This window comes from Bacillus sp. 1021 (genome assembly GCF_014534735.1).
Classification (GTDB): Bacteria; Bacillota; Bacilli; order Bacillales; family Bacillaceae; genus Bacillus; species Bacillus siamensis.
In genome coordinates, this window is sequence record NZ_JACVSR010000003.1 from 366,754 (window position 1) to 383,458 (window position 16,705).

The 16,705-nt window shown below is 47.6% G+C and carries 18 protein-coding genes and 1 other annotated feature; of the genes, 2 read left to right on the forward strand and 16 right to left on the reverse strand.

What is annotated here, in order from left to right; genetic code table 11:
* Positions 1 to 2: 2 nt before the first annotated feature.
* The 8 genes from araN to ICW23_RS13575 form a co-directional block, all read right to left on the reverse strand.
* Positions 3 to 1,298, reverse strand: a complete 1,296-nt coding sequence (araN, locus tag ICW23_RS13540) for an arabinooligosaccharides ABC transporter substrate-binding protein AraN (protein ID WP_188154625.1) — start codon at positions 1,296 to 1,298, stop codon at positions 3 to 5.
* Between the two features lie 4 nt (positions 1,299 to 1,302).
* Positions 1,303 to 2,505 carry a sn-glycerol-1-phosphate dehydrogenase gene (locus ICW23_RS13545; RefSeq protein WP_188154626.1) on the reverse strand — a complete coding sequence of 401 codons (1,203 nt, stop codon included), beginning with the start codon at positions 2,503 to 2,505 and terminating at the stop codon, positions 1,303 to 1,305.
* Positions 2,502 to 3,308 (reverse strand): sugar-phosphatase AraL, encoded by an 807-nt coding sequence (locus ICW23_RS13550; RefSeq protein WP_395941086.1) that lies wholly within the window; start codon positions 3,306 to 3,308, stop codon positions 2,502 to 2,504. The genes ICW23_RS13545 and ICW23_RS13550 overlap by 4 nt, the downstream gene beginning before the upstream one ends.
* Positions 3,286 to 3,975: an L-ribulose-5-phosphate 4-epimerase gene (gene araD, locus ICW23_RS13555; RefSeq protein ID WP_016938635.1), complete on the reverse strand. Its 690-nt coding sequence runs from the start codon at positions 3,973 to 3,975 to the stop codon at positions 3,286 to 3,288. Before araD ends, ICW23_RS13550 begins: the two co-directional genes overlap by 23 nt.
* A complete protein-coding gene (gene araB, locus ICW23_RS13560; protein ID WP_188154627.1) occupies positions 3,968 to 5,653 on the reverse strand; it encodes a ribulokinase in 1,686 nt (561 codons plus the stop codon). Before araB ends, araD begins: the two co-directional genes overlap by 8 nt.
* Position 5,654: 1 nt before the next feature.
* Positions 5,655 to 7,148 (reverse strand): L-arabinose isomerase, encoded by a 1,494-nt coding sequence (gene araA / locus ICW23_RS13565; RefSeq protein WP_188154628.1) that lies wholly within the window; start codon positions 7,146 to 7,148, stop codon positions 5,655 to 5,657.
* 178 nt (positions 7,149 to 7,326) lie between these two features.
* Positions 7,327 to 8,292 carry an arabinan endo-1,5-alpha-L-arabinosidase AbnA gene (abnA, locus tag ICW23_RS13570; RefSeq protein WP_188154629.1) on the reverse strand — a complete coding sequence of 322 codons (966 nt, stop codon included), beginning with the start codon at positions 8,290 to 8,292 and terminating at the stop codon, positions 7,327 to 7,329.
* Between the two features lie 144 nt (positions 8,293 to 8,436).
* Positions 8,437 to 9,522: a M42 family metallopeptidase gene (locus tag ICW23_RS13575; RefSeq protein WP_064777656.1), complete on the reverse strand. Its 1,086-nt coding sequence runs from the start codon at positions 9,520 to 9,522 to the stop codon at positions 8,437 to 8,439.
* A gap of 183 nt (positions 9,523 to 9,705) precedes the next feature.
* Here ICW23_RS13575 and ICW23_RS13580 point away from each other — a divergent pair, with 183 nt between their 5' ends.
* On the forward strand, positions 9,706 to 10,098 hold the full coding sequence (locus ICW23_RS13580) for a hypothetical protein (protein WP_016938630.1): 393 nt from the start codon (positions 9,706 to 9,708) through the stop codon (positions 10,096 to 10,098).
* A gap of 13 nt (positions 10,099 to 10,111) precedes the next feature.
* On the opposite strand, the gene ICW23_RS13585 is transcribed toward ICW23_RS13580, so the two are convergent.
* From ICW23_RS13585 to ICW23_RS13620, 8 genes are all read right to left on the reverse strand, one after another.
* Positions 10,112 to 10,375, reverse strand: coding sequence for a DUF1294 domain-containing protein (locus ICW23_RS13585; RefSeq protein WP_016938629.1), 264 nt, complete (start codon positions 10,373 to 10,375; stop codon positions 10,112 to 10,114).
* Positions 10,376 to 10,433: 58 nt separating this feature from the next.
* Positions 10,434 to 10,793 (reverse strand): 50S ribosomal protein L20, encoded by a 360-nt coding sequence (gene rplT / locus ICW23_RS13590; protein ID WP_007613019.1) that lies wholly within the window; start codon positions 10,791 to 10,793, stop codon positions 10,434 to 10,436.
* Positions 10,794 to 10,824: 31 nt separating this feature from the next.
* Entirely contained in the window at positions 10,825 to 11,025 is a 201-nt protein-coding gene (gene rpmI, locus ICW23_RS13595; protein ID WP_003152493.1) for a 50S ribosomal protein L35, read from the reverse strand.
* Positions 11,026 to 11,037: 12 nt separating this feature from the next.
* Complete coding sequence (gene infC / locus ICW23_RS13600; protein ID WP_071543361.1) at positions 11,038 to 11,559, reverse strand: translation initiation factor IF-3; 522 nt, start codon at positions 11,557 to 11,559, stop codon at positions 11,038 to 11,040.
* 58 nt (positions 11,560 to 11,617) lie between these two features.
* Positions 11,618 to 11,748 (reverse strand) — a sequence feature (ribosomal protein L20 leader region).
* Positions 11,749 to 11,929: 181 nt separating this feature from the next.
* Positions 11,930 to 12,613, reverse strand: coding sequence for an antiholin-like protein LrgB (gene lrgB, locus ICW23_RS13605; protein WP_016938628.1), 684 nt, complete (start codon positions 12,611 to 12,613; stop codon positions 11,930 to 11,932).
* Positions 12,614 to 12,625: 12 nt separating this feature from the next.
* Entirely contained in the window at positions 12,626 to 13,066 is a 441-nt protein-coding gene (gene lrgA / locus ICW23_RS13610; RefSeq protein WP_049627151.1) for an antiholin-like murein hydrolase modulator LrgA, read from the reverse strand.
* Positions 13,067 to 13,196: 130 nt separating this feature from the next.
* A complete protein-coding gene (locus ICW23_RS13615; RefSeq protein ID WP_016938626.1) occupies positions 13,197 to 13,931 on the reverse strand; it encodes a LytR/AlgR family response regulator transcription factor in 735 nt (244 codons plus the stop codon).
* Complete coding sequence (locus ICW23_RS13620) at positions 13,909 to 15,690, reverse strand: sensor histidine kinase (RefSeq protein WP_016938625.1); 1,782 nt, start codon at positions 15,688 to 15,690, stop codon at positions 13,909 to 13,911. The genes ICW23_RS13615 and ICW23_RS13620 overlap by 23 nt, the downstream gene beginning before the upstream one ends.
* A 187-nt stretch (positions 15,691 to 15,877) precedes the next feature.
* Between ICW23_RS13620 and ICW23_RS13625 the strand changes: the two genes are divergently transcribed.
* Positions 15,878 to 16,672 carry an HAD family hydrolase gene (locus ICW23_RS13625; protein WP_016938623.1) on the forward strand — a complete coding sequence of 265 codons (795 nt, stop codon included), beginning with the start codon at positions 15,878 to 15,880 and terminating at the stop codon, positions 16,670 to 16,672.
* Positions 16,673 to 16,705 lie beyond the last annotated feature (33 nt).

Here is a 16,705-nt window from a genome sequence, read left to right on the forward strand (position 1 = left end):
GCTTATTTTTCCAATTGCTGTGCCGCCTCGTCCAAGGCTTCCTTAGGTGTTTTTTCCTGCGTCTTCAGCGCATCGAACAGCACCTGTCTGACGACGAGATCAGCCGCTTTAGAGAAGTCTTCATGCAAATAAATCGGATTGATCTCATCTTTTACTTCAAGGAGCGTGGAAAAAATGGATGTACCGTTCCGGAAGAAATCCGTGTACTTATTTTTCTCCTTCAATTCTTTTGAATCCCACACGTCCCAGCGGAGCGGATCAAAGCCGAGCACCGTCCACAGCTTAATATTTCCTTCCTTTGAACCTTTCGCAAATCCGAGAAATTCTTTCGCGAGCTTCAGATGTTCGGCCTGTTTCGGTACGACGGTGGCTGTTCCGCCCAAGCCCGCTGATCTGTCGCCGCCTTTTTTCCAAGCCGGCATAGGGTAAATCGCCATTTTTCCTTTTAAATCAGGCATATAATCGATAAACCGTCCCATGTACCAGATGGGCATCAGTACTGACGCTGCCCCGCCCTGATTCATAAAACCGTAGTATTCTTCACTGTGATGGCCGCCGCCGGGAGCCGGCAGAAGGGTTTTATCATTTATCATGTCCTTTAAGTCATTCAATGTGTCTATATTCGTTTTATTGTTCAGAATCAACTTTCCGTTTTTGCTGAAGTAGCCTGATCCTTGCTGTGAAATCATGGAAAGAAATGTGGCGGAATCATTTGTTTCAACCGTTCCCATCGGTTTCCCCGCGATTTCGCGCACTTTTTTCCCCGCCAGCCGGTAGTCCTCCCATGTCTTAATCGATGCGGGATCAACGCCCGCCTTTTTCATAATATCCATGTTGTAAAACATCACGGTCGTCCCTACATGTGTGTCAAGGCCGTACAGTTTGCCGTTTTTGCTGTATAAGGCCAGGCGCGCTTCCACAAACTTATCGCGATCTTTTTCAATCAGCGGAGTCAGATCGGCAAGCGGGATATCCTTCCCCTTCAGAAAATTCGAGAACCGGCTTAATTCCACGTCGGCAATATCAGGAAGCCCTTCCCCCGCGATCAGGGAAACGGATAGATTATCATGCATTTGTCCATAAGGATAAACAACGGTATTCAGCTTAATTTTGCGGTCCGGGTATTTCTGATTCCATTCTTTGGCCATTTCCTGATAAAACTGTTCGTGCAGTCCGTTAAACGTCCAAAATGTCAGCTCCGTTTCTCCCGCCCTGCCGGCAGTCCGTTCTTGTGAACAGCCGGCGGTAAATAATAAGAACATCATCAGCGCCAAACATACAGCGGTCGTTTTTTTCATGTCATTACCCCTTCCGCTTCAGGCCGTGCGGCGAATGATGTGCAAAGAGCGCTGCATTTTCATTTATGATGGTTAAGCCGGTATAACGGTCTCGCAGTGTGTGTGCATGCTTAAGGGCGTCGCTGACAAGGTCCTGTTTTACACCGATTTCATCAAAACTGGCGGGACCTCCGGCAGATGTGAGCCACCCGGCAATTGTTTTGCCGTCAGGAAGCCCTTCATATGCTGATTGAACCGCCTCGCGAAAGTGCGGCGGAAGTTCTGCAAGCTTTTCGTGACATGCCAGATCTTTGTAAATATCACTTAGCACCGCGCACGCGCAGCCCACCTTCGCACCGTGGAGAATCGGAGGCTGTTTCGTCTTCAGCAGTTCCATTTCAATCCAATGCGAGATGTGATGCTCTCCTCCTGAGGCGGGACGGGAGTGATCAAGAGCAAGCATGACAAGACCCGATACGATCAGCGCTTCCATCAGGATGCGAATGCCGGCCTCTGTTCCCATGGCAATGTCAGCGCGGTGATCAATGCACTGCCAAAGCGCGTCTTTCACAAGTTTCGCCCCGGCTTCTGAGTACGGCTCATCCGCAAGCCTGCGGGAGATCTCCCAATCTGCCAGCGAAGTTATTTTTCCGAGCATGTCGCCGAAGCCCGCGGCTGTCATTGCGCGCGGCGCTTCTTTTAATAGATTCGTATCCGCAAATAAGGCGATCGGCGCTTTCGTCTGAATCGTCGTTTTGATACCGTTTAATATGAGCGGCGCTCCCGCTGATGTAAATCCGTCAACTGAAGGAGCGGTGGGGAATGAGATAAACGGCAAACCGCGCTGGCAGGCGGCAAACCGCGTAATGTCGTGAATCGTTCCTGACCCGGCCGCAATGATGACATCCGTCTCTTCCGCGATATTGATCAGCGTATAGATCAGTGTCCTTTCATCAGCCGCTGCGGTTCCTGCTTCGTGCTCCGGAATGATGATCTTTGCCGCTTTAATTCCGCCGGCCTTCAATTCGTCCGCAAGCATCCCTCCCGCCGCTTCGTCAGTGTTCCGGTCACAGACGATCGCCGGATGTTTCCAGCATTTTTTTTGAAGAAATCTGAAAAGCTCTTCTTTTGCATCCGCTCCGATGATGATGTCTTCTATTTGAATAGGAGAGCGGCTGCCTCCTTCCTTATTAAACTCGGATTGAATGTCCGCCGGAGAAAGTTTCATAAAAGGATTCCCTCCTTCGCTAATTCTGTCAGGTCTTTAATAGAGTCGAGCACGATGTCAGGCTCATAGAGACGGGTCTCCCCAAGTTTTGCCGATCCCGTCAGAACCAACACGCTTTTCATCCCGTACAGCCTTCCCATTGCGATATCTGATTCGAGGCTGTCCCCGATTATTGCGCATTCTCCCGGAGAAAGCCCGAGCGCTTCACATGCTGCCTCAGCCATCAGCCAAGACGGTTTGCCGACGACAAGCTCCGTTTTTACTCCGGCAGATGCCTCAATGGCCCCGATCATTCCCGCGACGTCCATAGCATGGCCGCCTTCATTCGGAAACGAGCGGTCCCGGTTCGTGGCGATGATGCGCGCGCCGGAGGAAGCTGCCTGAAAAGCGAGATTCAGATCCTCATAGGTGACAGTTTCATGCAAAGAGATAACAAGCCAGTCTGCCGCCTCCGGTTTTTGCGCCATGGTGACACCCGCTAAAGCGAGTTCATCAGTCAGCCCTTTCTCTCCTAACACCCATACCTTTGACAAAGGATAATGCTTCTTTAAAAATGATGCCGTCACACTGGAGGACAGCACGATGCTCCGTTCATCCGTGCGGATACCGGCACCAAGCAGTTTCTTTTGGCACATGGCTCTTGATAGATTGCCGCGGTTGCTTAAAAAGACAACGGCTTTGCCTAGGGACTGAAGGGTATGAATGGCTTCTGTTGCGCCGTCAATCAGCTCCTGCCCCCTGAATACGGTTCCGTCTAAATCAATCAGAAACCCGGATGCGTCAAGTTTGGCCATAATAAGCATTCGCCCCGTGTTTTCTGTAAAAATGCTTATCATGCAGCACTCTGTCTATCGGGCTGAGCTGTTTGTTCAGCATAAGCGAATGGTAGGCCATTTCCGCCACGGTTTCGAGCACTACAGCGTTATGCACGGCATTCAGCGCGTCCGTTCCCCAGCAGAATGGACCGTGGCTGTGGACAAGAACACCCGGATTTTGTTCATACGATTCATTTTGAAAAGTTTCCGCTATGACTTTGCCTGTATGATATTCGTAATCTTTCACAATTTCTTCTTCATACATTTCCCTCGTACAGGGTATAGCGCTTTCAAAATAATCTGCGTGGGTCGTTCCGAGCGCGGGAATGTCTCTGCCTGACTGCGCCCAGCTCGTCGCCCAGCGGGAATGCGTATGAACGATTCCGCCGATAGCGGGAAAGGCTTTATACAGATAAAGATGGGTCGGCGTGTCAGAGGACGGCTTCAGCGAGCCTTCCAGAATCTCTCCGTCCTCATTCAGGACGACCAGTTTGTCTGCGGTCAGCTCACTGTAATCGACACCGCTCGGTTTAATGACGATTCTCCCGCTTTCTCTGTCAATGCCGCTGACATTTCCCCATGTAAACGTGACAAGATTATGTTCCTCAAGCTTCAGGTTGGCGGCGAGCACTTCTTCTTTTAACGCTTCAAGCATGGCGGCTCTCCCCTTTCGCGAACTCACGGTTTTTAATGGCTTTCAGGCGTTTCATGACATTGTTTTCTTTGCCGAAGTAGTGAACGAGCTCTTTGTATTCCGCATATAGGCTGTCATAAATCTCAGCTCTTCCCCGATTCGGGACATAAGAGCCGTCTTTTAATTTCCCCATATGTGCGCAAGCCTCAGCAATATTGGAGAAACCCCCGTTTTCCCGACCCGCAGCGAGCGCTCCGAAAATCGCGGAGCCCAGTGCCGGCGCCTGCGGAGACCCGGATAATTTAATGTCCATATTTGTGACGTCTGCATAAATTTGCATGATAAATGGATTTTTCTCAGCGATTCCTCCGGCTGCATAAAGCTCCTCGACCGGAACGCCGTTTTCGCGGAATGTTTCGATAATCATCCTCGTTCCGAACGCCGTCGCTTCAATCAATGCCCTGTAGATTTCTTCCGGTTTCGTGTGCAGCGTCATGCCGAGCATCATGCCCGTCAAATCGGCGTCCACCAAGGTTGACCGGTTTCCGTTCCACCAGTCAAGCGCGAGAAGACCGCTTTCCCCCGGAGCAAGCTCTGCTGCTTTTTCGCTTAAAAGCTCGTGAATATCGATCTGTTTTTCCTCGGCTTCCTTCTCATAGTCTTTCGGAACGCACGTTTTAACAAACCATTCAAAATGGTCGCCGACACAGGACTGCCCCGCTTCATATCCCGCATATCCAGGTAAGATGCCGTTATTGACAACTCCGCACATACCGGGGACGATATGTTCTTCCTCACCGAGCAGCACATGACAGGTGGACGTTCCCATGATCATCAGCATTTTCCCCGGCTCTGTAATGCCGACCGCTGGCACTGACACGTGAGCGTCAACATTGGCGACGGCAACGGCCGTCCCCGGCAAAAGCCCGGTCAGCTCCGCCATTTTTTCGGTCAGTCCTCCTGCCTTTTCTCCGACTGAATAAATGGTTCCGCTTAATTTATCATTTGTAATCGTTTTCATTAACGGGTTGAGCCTTTCGAAAAAATGATTAGGCGGATATCCCGTCTCCTCATTCCAAATTGCTTTGTAGCCGGCCGTGCAGTTGCTCCGCTTCAATGAACCGCACAATTGATAGACGATCCAGTCTGCCGCTTCCACAATCCGATCTGCCGCCTCGTATATATGCGGCGCTTCTTCCGCAATTTGCATGATTTTCGGGATCATCCATTCGGAAGAAATTTTACCGCCGTATCTTTTGAGAAATTCTTCTTTTGTATCTTCGGCAATCGCGTTCAAACGGTCTGCATGCTTTTGAGCCGCATGATGCTTCCACAGCTTCACATAACTGTGCGGCTCCCGTTCAAATTCCGGAAGCATACAAAGCGGCTGTCCCGCGCCGTCTACCGGCAAAATGGTGCAGGCCGTAAAATCAATTCCTATGCCGATCACATCTGTTGGATCAGCGCCCGACTGCTGAAGCAGGCTCGGAATCGCCGTTTCCAAAACTTCAATATAATCGGCGGGATCTTGAAGCGCCCAGTCACGAGGGAGCTTTTCCCCCGTTTTCGGCAGCGTACGGTCGATCACGGCATGAGTATATTCTTTGACCGCGGATGCGATTTCTTCTCCTGTCCGGACATTGACAAGCACCGCCCTGCCGGACAATGTGCCGAAATCTACACCAATTGTATAAGCCATATCAATTCCCTCCCAGCCGGTATAATGCGTCATTCCACTTCAGCTCTTTTTTCAGCTCGCGTATTTCGGTATTGCGGGAAATAAAGATGCTTTCAATGCCTGCCATTTCAGCCCAGTCAAGCATCTGTTCAGCCGTAAGCCGGAAGGACATACAGGTATGATGGGCGCCTCCCGCTAAAATCCATGCTTCCGAAGCTGTTTTCAGTGATGGCTCAGGCTTCCACAGCACCCGCGCCACAGGCAGATTCGGCATGTCATGTTCAATTTCCCTGCCTTCCGCTTCATTCATAATGAGACGGAACCGCCCTCCGATGTCAATGATACTTGCGATGATGGCTGAACCGCCGATTCCGTTAAAGACCAATCGGGCGGGATCTTCCTTTCCCCCGATTGAGAGAGGATGGACTTCGATTTTCGGCCGATCAAGGGCAATTGTCGGACATACTTCAAGCATATGTGATCCGAGAATCATCGCACGCCCCGGCTCAAAATGATACGTGTAATCTTCCATGAAGGAGGTTTGTTCTCCGTCCGCCATTATTTTCATCATTCGCACAAGGGCAGCCGTTTTCCAATCGCCTTCGCCGGCAAATCCGTACCCTTTTTCCATGAGACGCTGAACGGCAAGACCCGGAAGCTGCTTCATTCCGTGCAAAACTTCAAAGGAGGTCGAAAACGCTGTATATCCGCCCCGTTCGAGAAAGGCCGTTAATCCGAGTTCGATTTTCGCCTGTTCTTTAATGGAAGAAACTTTTGCTTCATCCCGTTTCGTTTCATCGCTGATGATATACAATTTGTCGTATTCTTCATAAAGCGCTTCAATTTCTGCATCGGTGACATTGTTCATCACCTCGGTAAGATCACCGATTCCGTACCCGTCAACCTGCCAGCCGAATTGAATGTGGGCGCCGACTTTGTCTCCGTCAGTAACGGCTACATTCCGCATGTTGTCGCCGAACCGGGCTACTTTAATATGCCTACTTTCATTCCAAGCGGCAGCAGTATTCATCCATTGTGAAATGTCACGTTTAACTTCTTCATCATCCCAATAGCCTGCAATGACTTTTCTCGTCTGCCCCATTCTTGACTGGATATATCCGTATTCCCGGTCTCCGTGGGCGGATTGGTTGCTGTTCATAAAATCCATATCAATCGTTTCCCACGGAATGTCGCGATGATATTGGGTATGCAGATGAAGCATCGGCTTTTGAAAGGCGGAAAGACCTTCAATCCACATTTTCGCCGGAGAAAATGTATGCATCCACGTGATGATCCCGGCGCAGTTTTCTTGATATTGCGCTTCCCGCAAAACCTCTCTGATTGTTTCAGATGACGTAACAACCGCTTTATGCCTGATCTTGTATCTTGATGACACCCCGCTGAGACCGTCACATATCCCTTTTGCGTGTTGATCGACAAGCTGAAGCGTTTCCTCTCCGTATAAGTGCTGGCTTCCCGTCACAAACCAAAATTCATAATCTTTGTTCTGAAGCACATTCATTTCCCCTTCCTGTCAAAATAAAGCGCTTGCATTTAAAAATATACGTATAAATTAAAATATTAAACTTTTAACTTTTTATTTGTACGAACAATTTTATTATAGTTAAGGAGGAATCAAACTGTCAATCTTTTATTGCAAGTAAAAAGCCGGACACACATGCCCGGCTGCTCAATTAATAGGATGGCCACCCTGAACTCCAATCGATATCATTGATGAGCATCTTCGGGATTCCGCTGTTTTCGGCATCATACGCATGACGCACTAAAATATTTCCGTTCACAATGTCTTGGCCGCCCGGGCCTTTCCAGCGGTCATTGCCGGAATCAAGAATCGTCCCTCCGCCTTCTGACATGCTTTTCCCGCTTTTATCGAGATATGGACCGGTGATGCTTTTGGATCTTCCATAAGCGATTTTGTACGTACTATTCACGCCTGAACAGCATTTATCAAACGACACCATTAAGTAATAGTAGCCGTTCTGGTAGGTGATGGCCGGCGCTTCCAAAGCTCCGCCGTTATTCGGTCTGGCAGCGATGGAATACAGTGATCCCGTCGGTTTCATTGTATTTTTATCAAGCTTTGTCAGCTTAATGCCGCTCCAAAAAGAACCGAAGGCAAGCCAAGGGTTTCCGTCTTTATCAATTGTAAGCTCCGGATCAATTGCATTGTAATGATCGGCGCTTGTTGAACGGATGACGAGCCCTTCGTCCTTCCAGTTTCCTGAACTGAGGTTTGCTGATGAAGCGAGACCGATCGCGGAAGTATTTTTGCCGAATGAAGAAACGGCATAGTAAAGCCAATACTTTCCGTTATAAAATTGAACATCGGGGGCCCATTGATTCAGCCCGTAATTCGGCACGTAATTGCCCCACCAAGACAGCGGGGAAGTAAAAATTGATTTCTGAACGGTCCACACGCCGCCGCTGCCCGCCTTTAAGACACGAAGCCCCCTCTCACCTTCCAAACCGGTTCCGAACGCGTACCACGTGTTTCCTTCTTTCGCCATTGTCGGATCGTGCAGCAATTCATTCGACGCACCCCAAAACGCGGCAGATGCCGGAGACGAAGACAACAGCAGCAGCCCGGCTGTGACGGCTGCGCACGAAAAGCGGATCATGCGTTTGAATCTGTTTTTCATTTCATAACCCCTCCCCTTTTTTAAAGCGCTTACAAAAATCTTCTGTAAGATTTTTCTATATCTTTTCTTATTGTAGTCATCGTGATCATATTTGTACAGACAAAAAAAAAGAATCTGCTTGAAAAAGCAGATTCTTCCGTATCTTTATTGATATGTAATACGGTCAACTGTCTCCCGGTCTAATTTTTTAATTACTTCTGTGATCAATTTTACCGTATTCTCATAATCATCCCGATGCAAAATAGCGGCATGAGTGTGAATGTAGCGCGTTGCGATCGTAATAGACAGCGCCGGCACTCCGTTTGCGGTTAAATGAATGGAACCTGAATCCGTCCCGCCCCCGGCAATGGAATCGAATTGATACGGAATTCCCGCTTCTTCCGCCGTGTTTACGACAAGGTCGCGCAGCCCTTTGTGAGAGACCATAGATGCGTCATACAGAATAATTTGCGGCCCTTCGCCGATTTTACTTTGCGCTTCTTTTTCAGAAATTCCCGGTGTATCTCCGGCAATTCCGACATCCACACCGAACGCGATATCAGGCTGGATGGTATGCGCCGCTGTTTTCGCCCCGCGCAGCCCGACTTCTTCCTGAACCGTTCCCACCCCGTATACTTCATTCGGATGATCGCTGTTTTCCAGATTTTTTAATACATCGATGGCAATCGCACAGCCGATACGGTTGTCCCATGCTTTCGCCAATAAATGTTTTTCATTGTTCATCACTGTAAATTCAAAATACGGCACAACCTGGTCACCCGGAAGAACGCCCCATTCCATTGCTTCTTCACGGCTGGACGCCCCGATATCGATGAACATCTCTTTGATATCGGCGGCTTTTTTTCTGGCGTCAGGCGGTAAAATATGCGGCGGCTTCGAACCGATGATTCCCGTGATGTCTCCTTTTTTTGTCACGACGGTGACGCGCTGGGCCAGCATCACCTGAGACCACCAGCCGCCGACGGTTTGGAAGCGGAGAAAGCCTTTATCAGTGATTTGCGTCACCATAAAACCGACTTCGTCTAAATGGCCTGAGATCATGATTTTCGGACCGTTTTCTTCTCCCGTTTTTTTAGCGATTAAGCTTCCCAGCCGGTCGGTTGTGACCTCATCGGCAAATGGTTCTATGTATGATTTCATCACTTGTCTGACTTCTCTCTCATTTCCCGGTATCCCTTTTGCGTCCGTTAACGCTTTCAGCATGGTGAGCGTTTCATCTAATTTTGTCATCAATAAACCTCCTTTTTTTCACTACCCTTCTTATTATACAGAACCGATGCAGAAGCATACGATTAATTCGCCTGAAAAACGGGTAAATGTTTTTATCTATTTCTTTTAAAAAAATGAAACCTTTTGTTTCGTTTTTCGTATTACATCAGATCATGACAAAGGTGAGGAGGTGCCTTCACACAGATGGCCATTACAGTATTCAGGATTGTCTTGCTTGCACTTCTTATTTATTTTATTTACATGGCGGTCAAATTCTACGCAAACCCGAAGAGAAGGCTCAGACTGGCACAATCAAAAGAAAATTTTTATTTTATTGATGAACAGAAAAACACGCGAAAAAATCTCCAGCTTACTTATAAAGGAGTGCTCTTTGAAGGAGAGAAGCATATCCCTTCCAAAGACCATCCGCTGTTTATTCATACGATATTTGTATGGACTGAGACTCCGGAAAAGCTGAGCAGCTTTTCTGCAGATGATTTCGAAGAAGTTGAGAAAAAGGTATTGGAGCGGTACCCGAATTGCAAGATTGATTGGGACCAGCCCATTAAAAAAGCAAAAAAAGCAGGCGGGCGCTGAGCCCTCCTGCTTTTTATTTATCATTCAAATAGATCACCACAAGGGCGGCTTCAACGAGAAAAAGCAGCGGCACCCCGTATAAAAAAGCTTTGTGCTTTGTCTTATGCCTGAAGGTGCGCATGCCGAGCCATACGCCGAGTGAGCCGAACATGGCGGCTGTGAGCCATATCCGTTTCTCTGATATTCTCCATCTGTGCGCTTTCGCTCTTCTTTTATCAGCGCCCATGATCCAAAAGCCGTATCCGTTTATCAATACGGCATAAATGAAGAGAGCCATTAATTGTCACCCTTTACGTAAAAAAACCGCTCCCGGAAAGAGAGCGGCTTTTTTCAACTTACTTGTCTAACTGAGCTTTAGCAGCATCAGCAAGCTGATTGAAAGCAGTAAGATCGTTTACAGCAAGATCAGCAAGCATTTTGCGGTTTACTTCGATGCCTGAAAGCTTAAGACCGTGCATTAAACGGCTGTAAGAAAGACCGTTCATACGAGCAGCTGCGTTGATACGAGTGATCCAAAGCTTACGGAAGTCACGTTTTTTCTGACGACGGTCACGGAAAGCGTAGTTTCCAGATTTCATGACCTGCTGGTTTGCTACTTTGTATAATCTATGTTTTGAACCGAAATAACCTTTTGCTAATTTAAGAACCTTTTTACGACGCTGACGCGACACAGTTCCGCCTTTTACTCTTGGCATTATATTTCCCTCCTAATTGTTCCTTGTCCGATTACTTGATGTTAGCAAGCTGTTGTTTGATACGTTTGAAGTCTCCTGCGCTTACAATAGCACCCTTGCGAAGCTTACGCTTTTGCTTTTGGGATTTGTTGGCGAATAAGTGACTTGTATATGCATGAGAACGTTTTAACTTCCCAGAACCTGTCTTTTTAAAACGTTTAGCAGATCCGCGGTGAGTTTTCATTTTTGGCATGGGATTTCCTCCTTATTGCTTTTCGTTTTTCGGCGCGAGCATTAAGAACATGCTGCGGCCGTCCATTTTTGGTTTTGTTTCGACTGTCGCAACTTCCGCACATGCTTCAGAGAAACGGTCCAATACGCGCTGGCCGATTTCTTTATGAGTGATTGCGCGCCCTTTAAAGCGGATAGAAGCTTTCACTTTATCGCCTTTTTCAAGGAATTTAATCGCATTGCGCAATTTCGTGTTAAAGTCATGCTCATCGATTGTCGGACTTAATCTAACTTCTTTTAAGTTAATGATTTTTTGATTTTTGCGTGCTTCTTTGTCCTTTTTCTGCTGCTCGAATCTGAACTTACCGTAGTCCATGATGCGGCATACAGGCGGTTTTGCATTTGCTGCAACTAACACAAGGTCAAGATTTGCGCGGCCGGCGATTTCAAGTGCTTCCTGACGGGACTTGATGCCGAGCTGATCGCCATTTTGTCCGATCAGACGAACTTCACGTGCACGGATACCCTCATTAACCAATTGATCTTTGCTAATAATGAGCCACCTCCATAGTTTCTTCGAATTGATTCACAACGCGTTTTGACTGCATTCTGCAGGCAAACAAAAAGTGCGGGCATGACAACACACCCACACTACGAACATCTGCATAAATAAAAATGTACGGTCAACCTGCCAACTACATGAATGTGTCAATCAGGTGAGAAGCGGGTGCCTCTGCTTGTGATTTATATTCAATTCAATAACTATTCTACACAATACCGGAACGTTAGTCAAGAATGACTTATCCGGATCAACTTTTTCATTCTAACACGGCACCAGAGGAAGCGCAAGGAAAAATGTGAAATTTCGTTCTTTGCCGCCCGCGGATGGGCCGGACAATAAAAAAACCCGGATTTATGATCCGGGTTTATCCACCAATGAGCTGAACGAATACCGGGATGACCAGCACCGTCACCACTCCTACGACGACAACCGCGATACTTGCCATTGCCGCTTCTACTTCTCCCATCTCAATACCGACCGCAACACCGAGTGCGTGTCCGGATGTGCCGAGAGCCAGTCCTTTAGAGATCGGATGTTTCACTTTAAACAGTTTTAAGAATAAAGCCCCGAGAGCATAGACAATGACGGCGTTGAAAATGACGGCGAAAGCAGTGATGTCGGTGATGCCGCCGATCCCTTTTGACAGCGGAAGGGCAATTGCCGTTGTCGCCGCCTGCGGAAGCATGCTTTTCATAACGGCCGCGTCAAGATGAATGCCTTTTGCGATCAGATAGACAATCGTGACTGAGCAGATAGAGCCGGCAATGATAGAAGACATGATCTGCCACCAGTATTTTTTCAGCTTGTCACGCTGTTTGTATAAAGGAATGGCAAAAGCAATCGTCGCGGGCTCCAGGAAGAACTTAATAATGTCTCCGCCGCTTTTATAATCTTCATATGAAAAACCGCCGAGCTTCAGAAAAAGGATGCCAAGCACCATCGCGACAAACAGCGGGGTGAAGAGGAAAAATCCTTTCGTTTTTTTAAATAAATACGTGCCGATGCCAAAGGCCGCAAGCGAAACGACAATACCGAAATATGGACTCATCCGATTTCCCTCCTAATGCTGCACAAGTTCATTTTCTTGATTGGAACGGCGCACCGTTTGTTTATCAGCCGGAGCTGCCTTCTGACGTTTTTGGCTGACTGACAGAATCAGCTGAGAAAAAAGGCCCGTCGCCCCTAACAGAATGATGGTGGCGAGTAAGATGACGAGTGCGATCTGCACGCCGTACTGCTGCATGACGCCAAGTGAATTCATCACGGAGATGCCCGACGGGACAAATAAAAATCCGATCAGTGACGTTAATGATGTTCCCAGCGTTTCTACTTGTTCAAGTTTTATCACTTTCAGGCATAAAAGGACAAATAATAGCACCAAACCTACTACGGAAGCGGGTATAGGAATGGGGACAACCGCTGCAATCCCATTAGATATGAGCATAATGCCGGCAAAAATAAATGCTTGTGTCAGAAATCCGTACACTTTCTTCGCACTCATTTTCTTCACCTCTTTCTCTAAGTTAGGTCCATTATAAAAGAGAAACCGGCTTATTAAGCGCTTTCATCACAAACGGCAGAATATTCAATCTGAAATGCAAAAAACGGCTGCTGAAATGCAGAAAGCCGCCTCATATAATATGAAGCAGCTTTTTTAAGTCCTTTGCGTATGTACGGCTGACGGGAATTTTAGAGCCGTCTTTTAAGATCAGATTGTAGGTCGAATTAAACCACGGATGAATTTCCGTAATATGCTCCGTATTCACGATGAACGCGCGGTGCACTCTCAAGAAGCCCGTCTCAGGCAGCTTTTTCTCAATAACAGCTAAGGTTTCATGAACGGAATAAGACGCGGCAAACGTTTTGACGGAAACGTGCCCGTCCTCCATGCCCGCAAAAATAATATCTTTCGTATCTAAAATGACAATGGATTCGCCGGCTGATACCGCAAGCTTATGCGCTCCGGCTGCGGTTTGCTGTTCTGAGACGGCTTCTGCCCTGTCCTGCTTCACTCTTTTAAACTTTCTGATTGTCTGGCGGACTCTTTCTTCATCAAAAGGCTTTGTTAAATAATCGAGCGCATCGACTTCAAAGGCCTTTAAAGCAAATTGGTCATACGCTGTCGCAAAAACGACAGCCGGCGGATTTTTCATGTTTTTCAGCCGCTTGGCAATGTCAAATCCGTTTTCTCCTGACAAATCAACATCCAAAAACAGCAGATCCGGTTTTTGATCCATCATGCTGTCAAAAGCGGATTCAATATTTTCCGCCTCGTTTATGTCATCTACTTCATTCGTCCGTTTCAGCAAATAAGCTAATTCATCCCTTGCCAGCATTTCATCATCAACGATTAACACCTTCAGCATGTTCTTCTCCTTTAGTCATCAGTTTCAAAGGCAGCTCAAATGATACGTCCGTACCTTTTTGGGGCTCACTTTCCAATCGCAGAGCGGCTTCAGGGCCGAACAGCCCGATCAGCCGCTGATTTAAATTGTAAAGCGCGGTTCCCGTTCCTTCTTTAGACGGCAGCGGACGGTTTCCGAGCACGGACAGCAATTCCGGATCAATTCCCCGTCCATTGTCCCTCACCCGCATTAAAACCGACGGGCCGGCGGATACCACGCTGACATTGACGGCACAGCTGTCCTGCTTTCTTGAAAATGCATGGCGGAGCGCATTTTCGACGAGGATCTGCAGCACAAAAGGAGGAATTTCGATGTCCTCCAAACCGTTTTCAATTTCAAGACTGATTTTATATTTCCCGGGAAAACGGGCCTGCTCCAATGACAAATATGCCTGCAGATGGTTCAGTTCTTTAGAAAGCGGGATGAGCAGCTGCCTTGCCCCCTGCAGGTTGGAACGGAAATAGACGCTGAGCTGCAGCAGAAGCTTTCGGGTTTTTTCCACATCCGTACGGCAAAGAGCAGAAATCGTATTGATTGCATTAAACAGAAAATGCGGATTGACCTGTGCCTGAAGCGCCTTTATTTCTGCATCTTTCAGCAATTTGCTCTGCAGTTCCGCCTCGCCGAGTTCAAGCTGGGTGGAAAACAGCATGGCGAGACCCTCTGCGAGCTCTTCTTCAACCCGGCTTAAACCGGACGGGCTTTTAAAGTACATTTTCAGCGTCCCGATTGTTTTGCCGTTTGACGTCAGCGGCAATACGATCGCCGCATGCAGCGGACAGGGATCGTGCGTGCATTCAATTTCTTCCTTTGATGTCGCTTTCATAATATGCCCCGTTTTAATGACGCGTTTTGACAATCCGGTGATCAGGCTTTCAGACGGAATATGATGGTCGGCACCCGCTCCGACGTGCGCTAAAATCTTTTCATTATCCGTAAGCGATACCGCGTCCGTTCCTGTTTGCCTGTGGATGATGGCAGCGACGCTTTTGCATGAGCTTTCATTCAGCCCCTGACGGAAAAACGGAAGCGTCTGGTCGGCAATCATCAGCACCCTGTGGGTTTCAAGAGCTCTTGCCCGTTCTTCCTTCCGGATCATCGATTGAATGATCGAAAGAAAAATAAAAGTCCCTGACCCGTTCACCAATATCATCGGGATGCCGATGATGCTCACTAGGGTCCAAGCGTCAGAAAACGGCTTGGCCATTAAAAGAATGAGCAGCATTTGCAATGATTCCATCCCGAGTCCGACCAGCGCGGCCACTCGCGGTGTCGGCATCGCATAGCGCTTTCTGAAATACCGCCCGATCCAGCCGGATAAAATCCCCGCTAAAACGGATGAGACGGCACAGCTGACTGCGGTCGCGCCGCCTAGTGATAAACGATGCAGGCCGGACAGTATGCCGACACCGATCCCTACATACGGGCCGCCCAAGAGTCCGCCGATTTCAACACCCATAATCCGCGTGTTGGCAATTGAACCGGACGGATTAATTTGAAACACCCAGTCATTATTCATAATTGTATTCTGCTGAATTTCTATTCCCGTATAGTTGCTGATAATACTGAACAGCGAGAAAATTGAAATCAGCACCGCTTTGCCTTTATAGCTCTCAGGCTGCTGGAGCGCCTGTCTGAACAATCTGGTATGAGCCAGAACAAAGCCCAATATGACGATTATTCCGACTCTTTCCAGCATCATAATGATCAAATGCAGCATGCTTTTTCACCTGTTCTTTCAAATTTTATTTTATCACGTTTTAACGCTTGAGACAGAATATGACACAAATCTGCCTGTTTTTTTCAAATCATCTGAAAACAAATCTTTCGCAGTCTATGTATCTATTGTAGAATAAACGGGAGCCTTGCGGCAGAGAGTTTCAGAATATAACAAAGAGGAGAAGATCATGAAAGCCGTATTTTTTGATTTGGACGATACACTGTTATGGGATGAAAAAAGCGTCAGAACAACATTCAGGGAAACATGTTTACAAGCGGAAAAAAAATATGGCCTTGACCCGCACACTTTTGAAGAAGCGGTTCGGAAAGCGGCACGGGAATTGTATATGTCATACGAAACCTATCCTTATACGGTCATGATCGGCATTAATCCGTTTGAAGGGTTGTGGGCGAATTTCTCCGAGCCGGTCAGCGAAGGATTTAAACAGCTGAATCAGATTGCGCCGGAATACAGACGAAACGCCTGGACGAACGGCTTAAAAAGTGTCGGCATAGACGATGCGGCTTACGGCGAATATTTGGCGGAGTTTTTCGCGGCGGAACGCAGACAGCGCCCGTATGTGTATGATGAAACATTTGCGGTGCTTGATAAGCTGAAAGGTGTTTATGAACTGCTTCTGCTGACAAACGGCGATCCCAGCCTGCAAAAAGAAAAACTTGCCGGCGTTCCTGAGCTTGCGCCTTATTTTAATGAAATCGTCATCTCAGGCGCTTTCGGAAAAGGGAAACCCGACGCCTCTATATTTGAACATTGCCTCAGCCTCCTGAAGCTGAAAAAAGAAGATGCCATAATGGTCGGAGATAATCTCAACACTGATATTTTGGGAGCGAAACGGGCAGGCATCACGACGGTGTGGGTAAACCGGACGAATAAGAAAAATGAAACAGACATTACGCCTGATTATGTGATCAGCAATCTTCACGAACTGTTTGCGATTATAGACAAGCAGAAACAAAGATAAAAAAAACCCCATTCATTTAGAATGGGGTTTTTG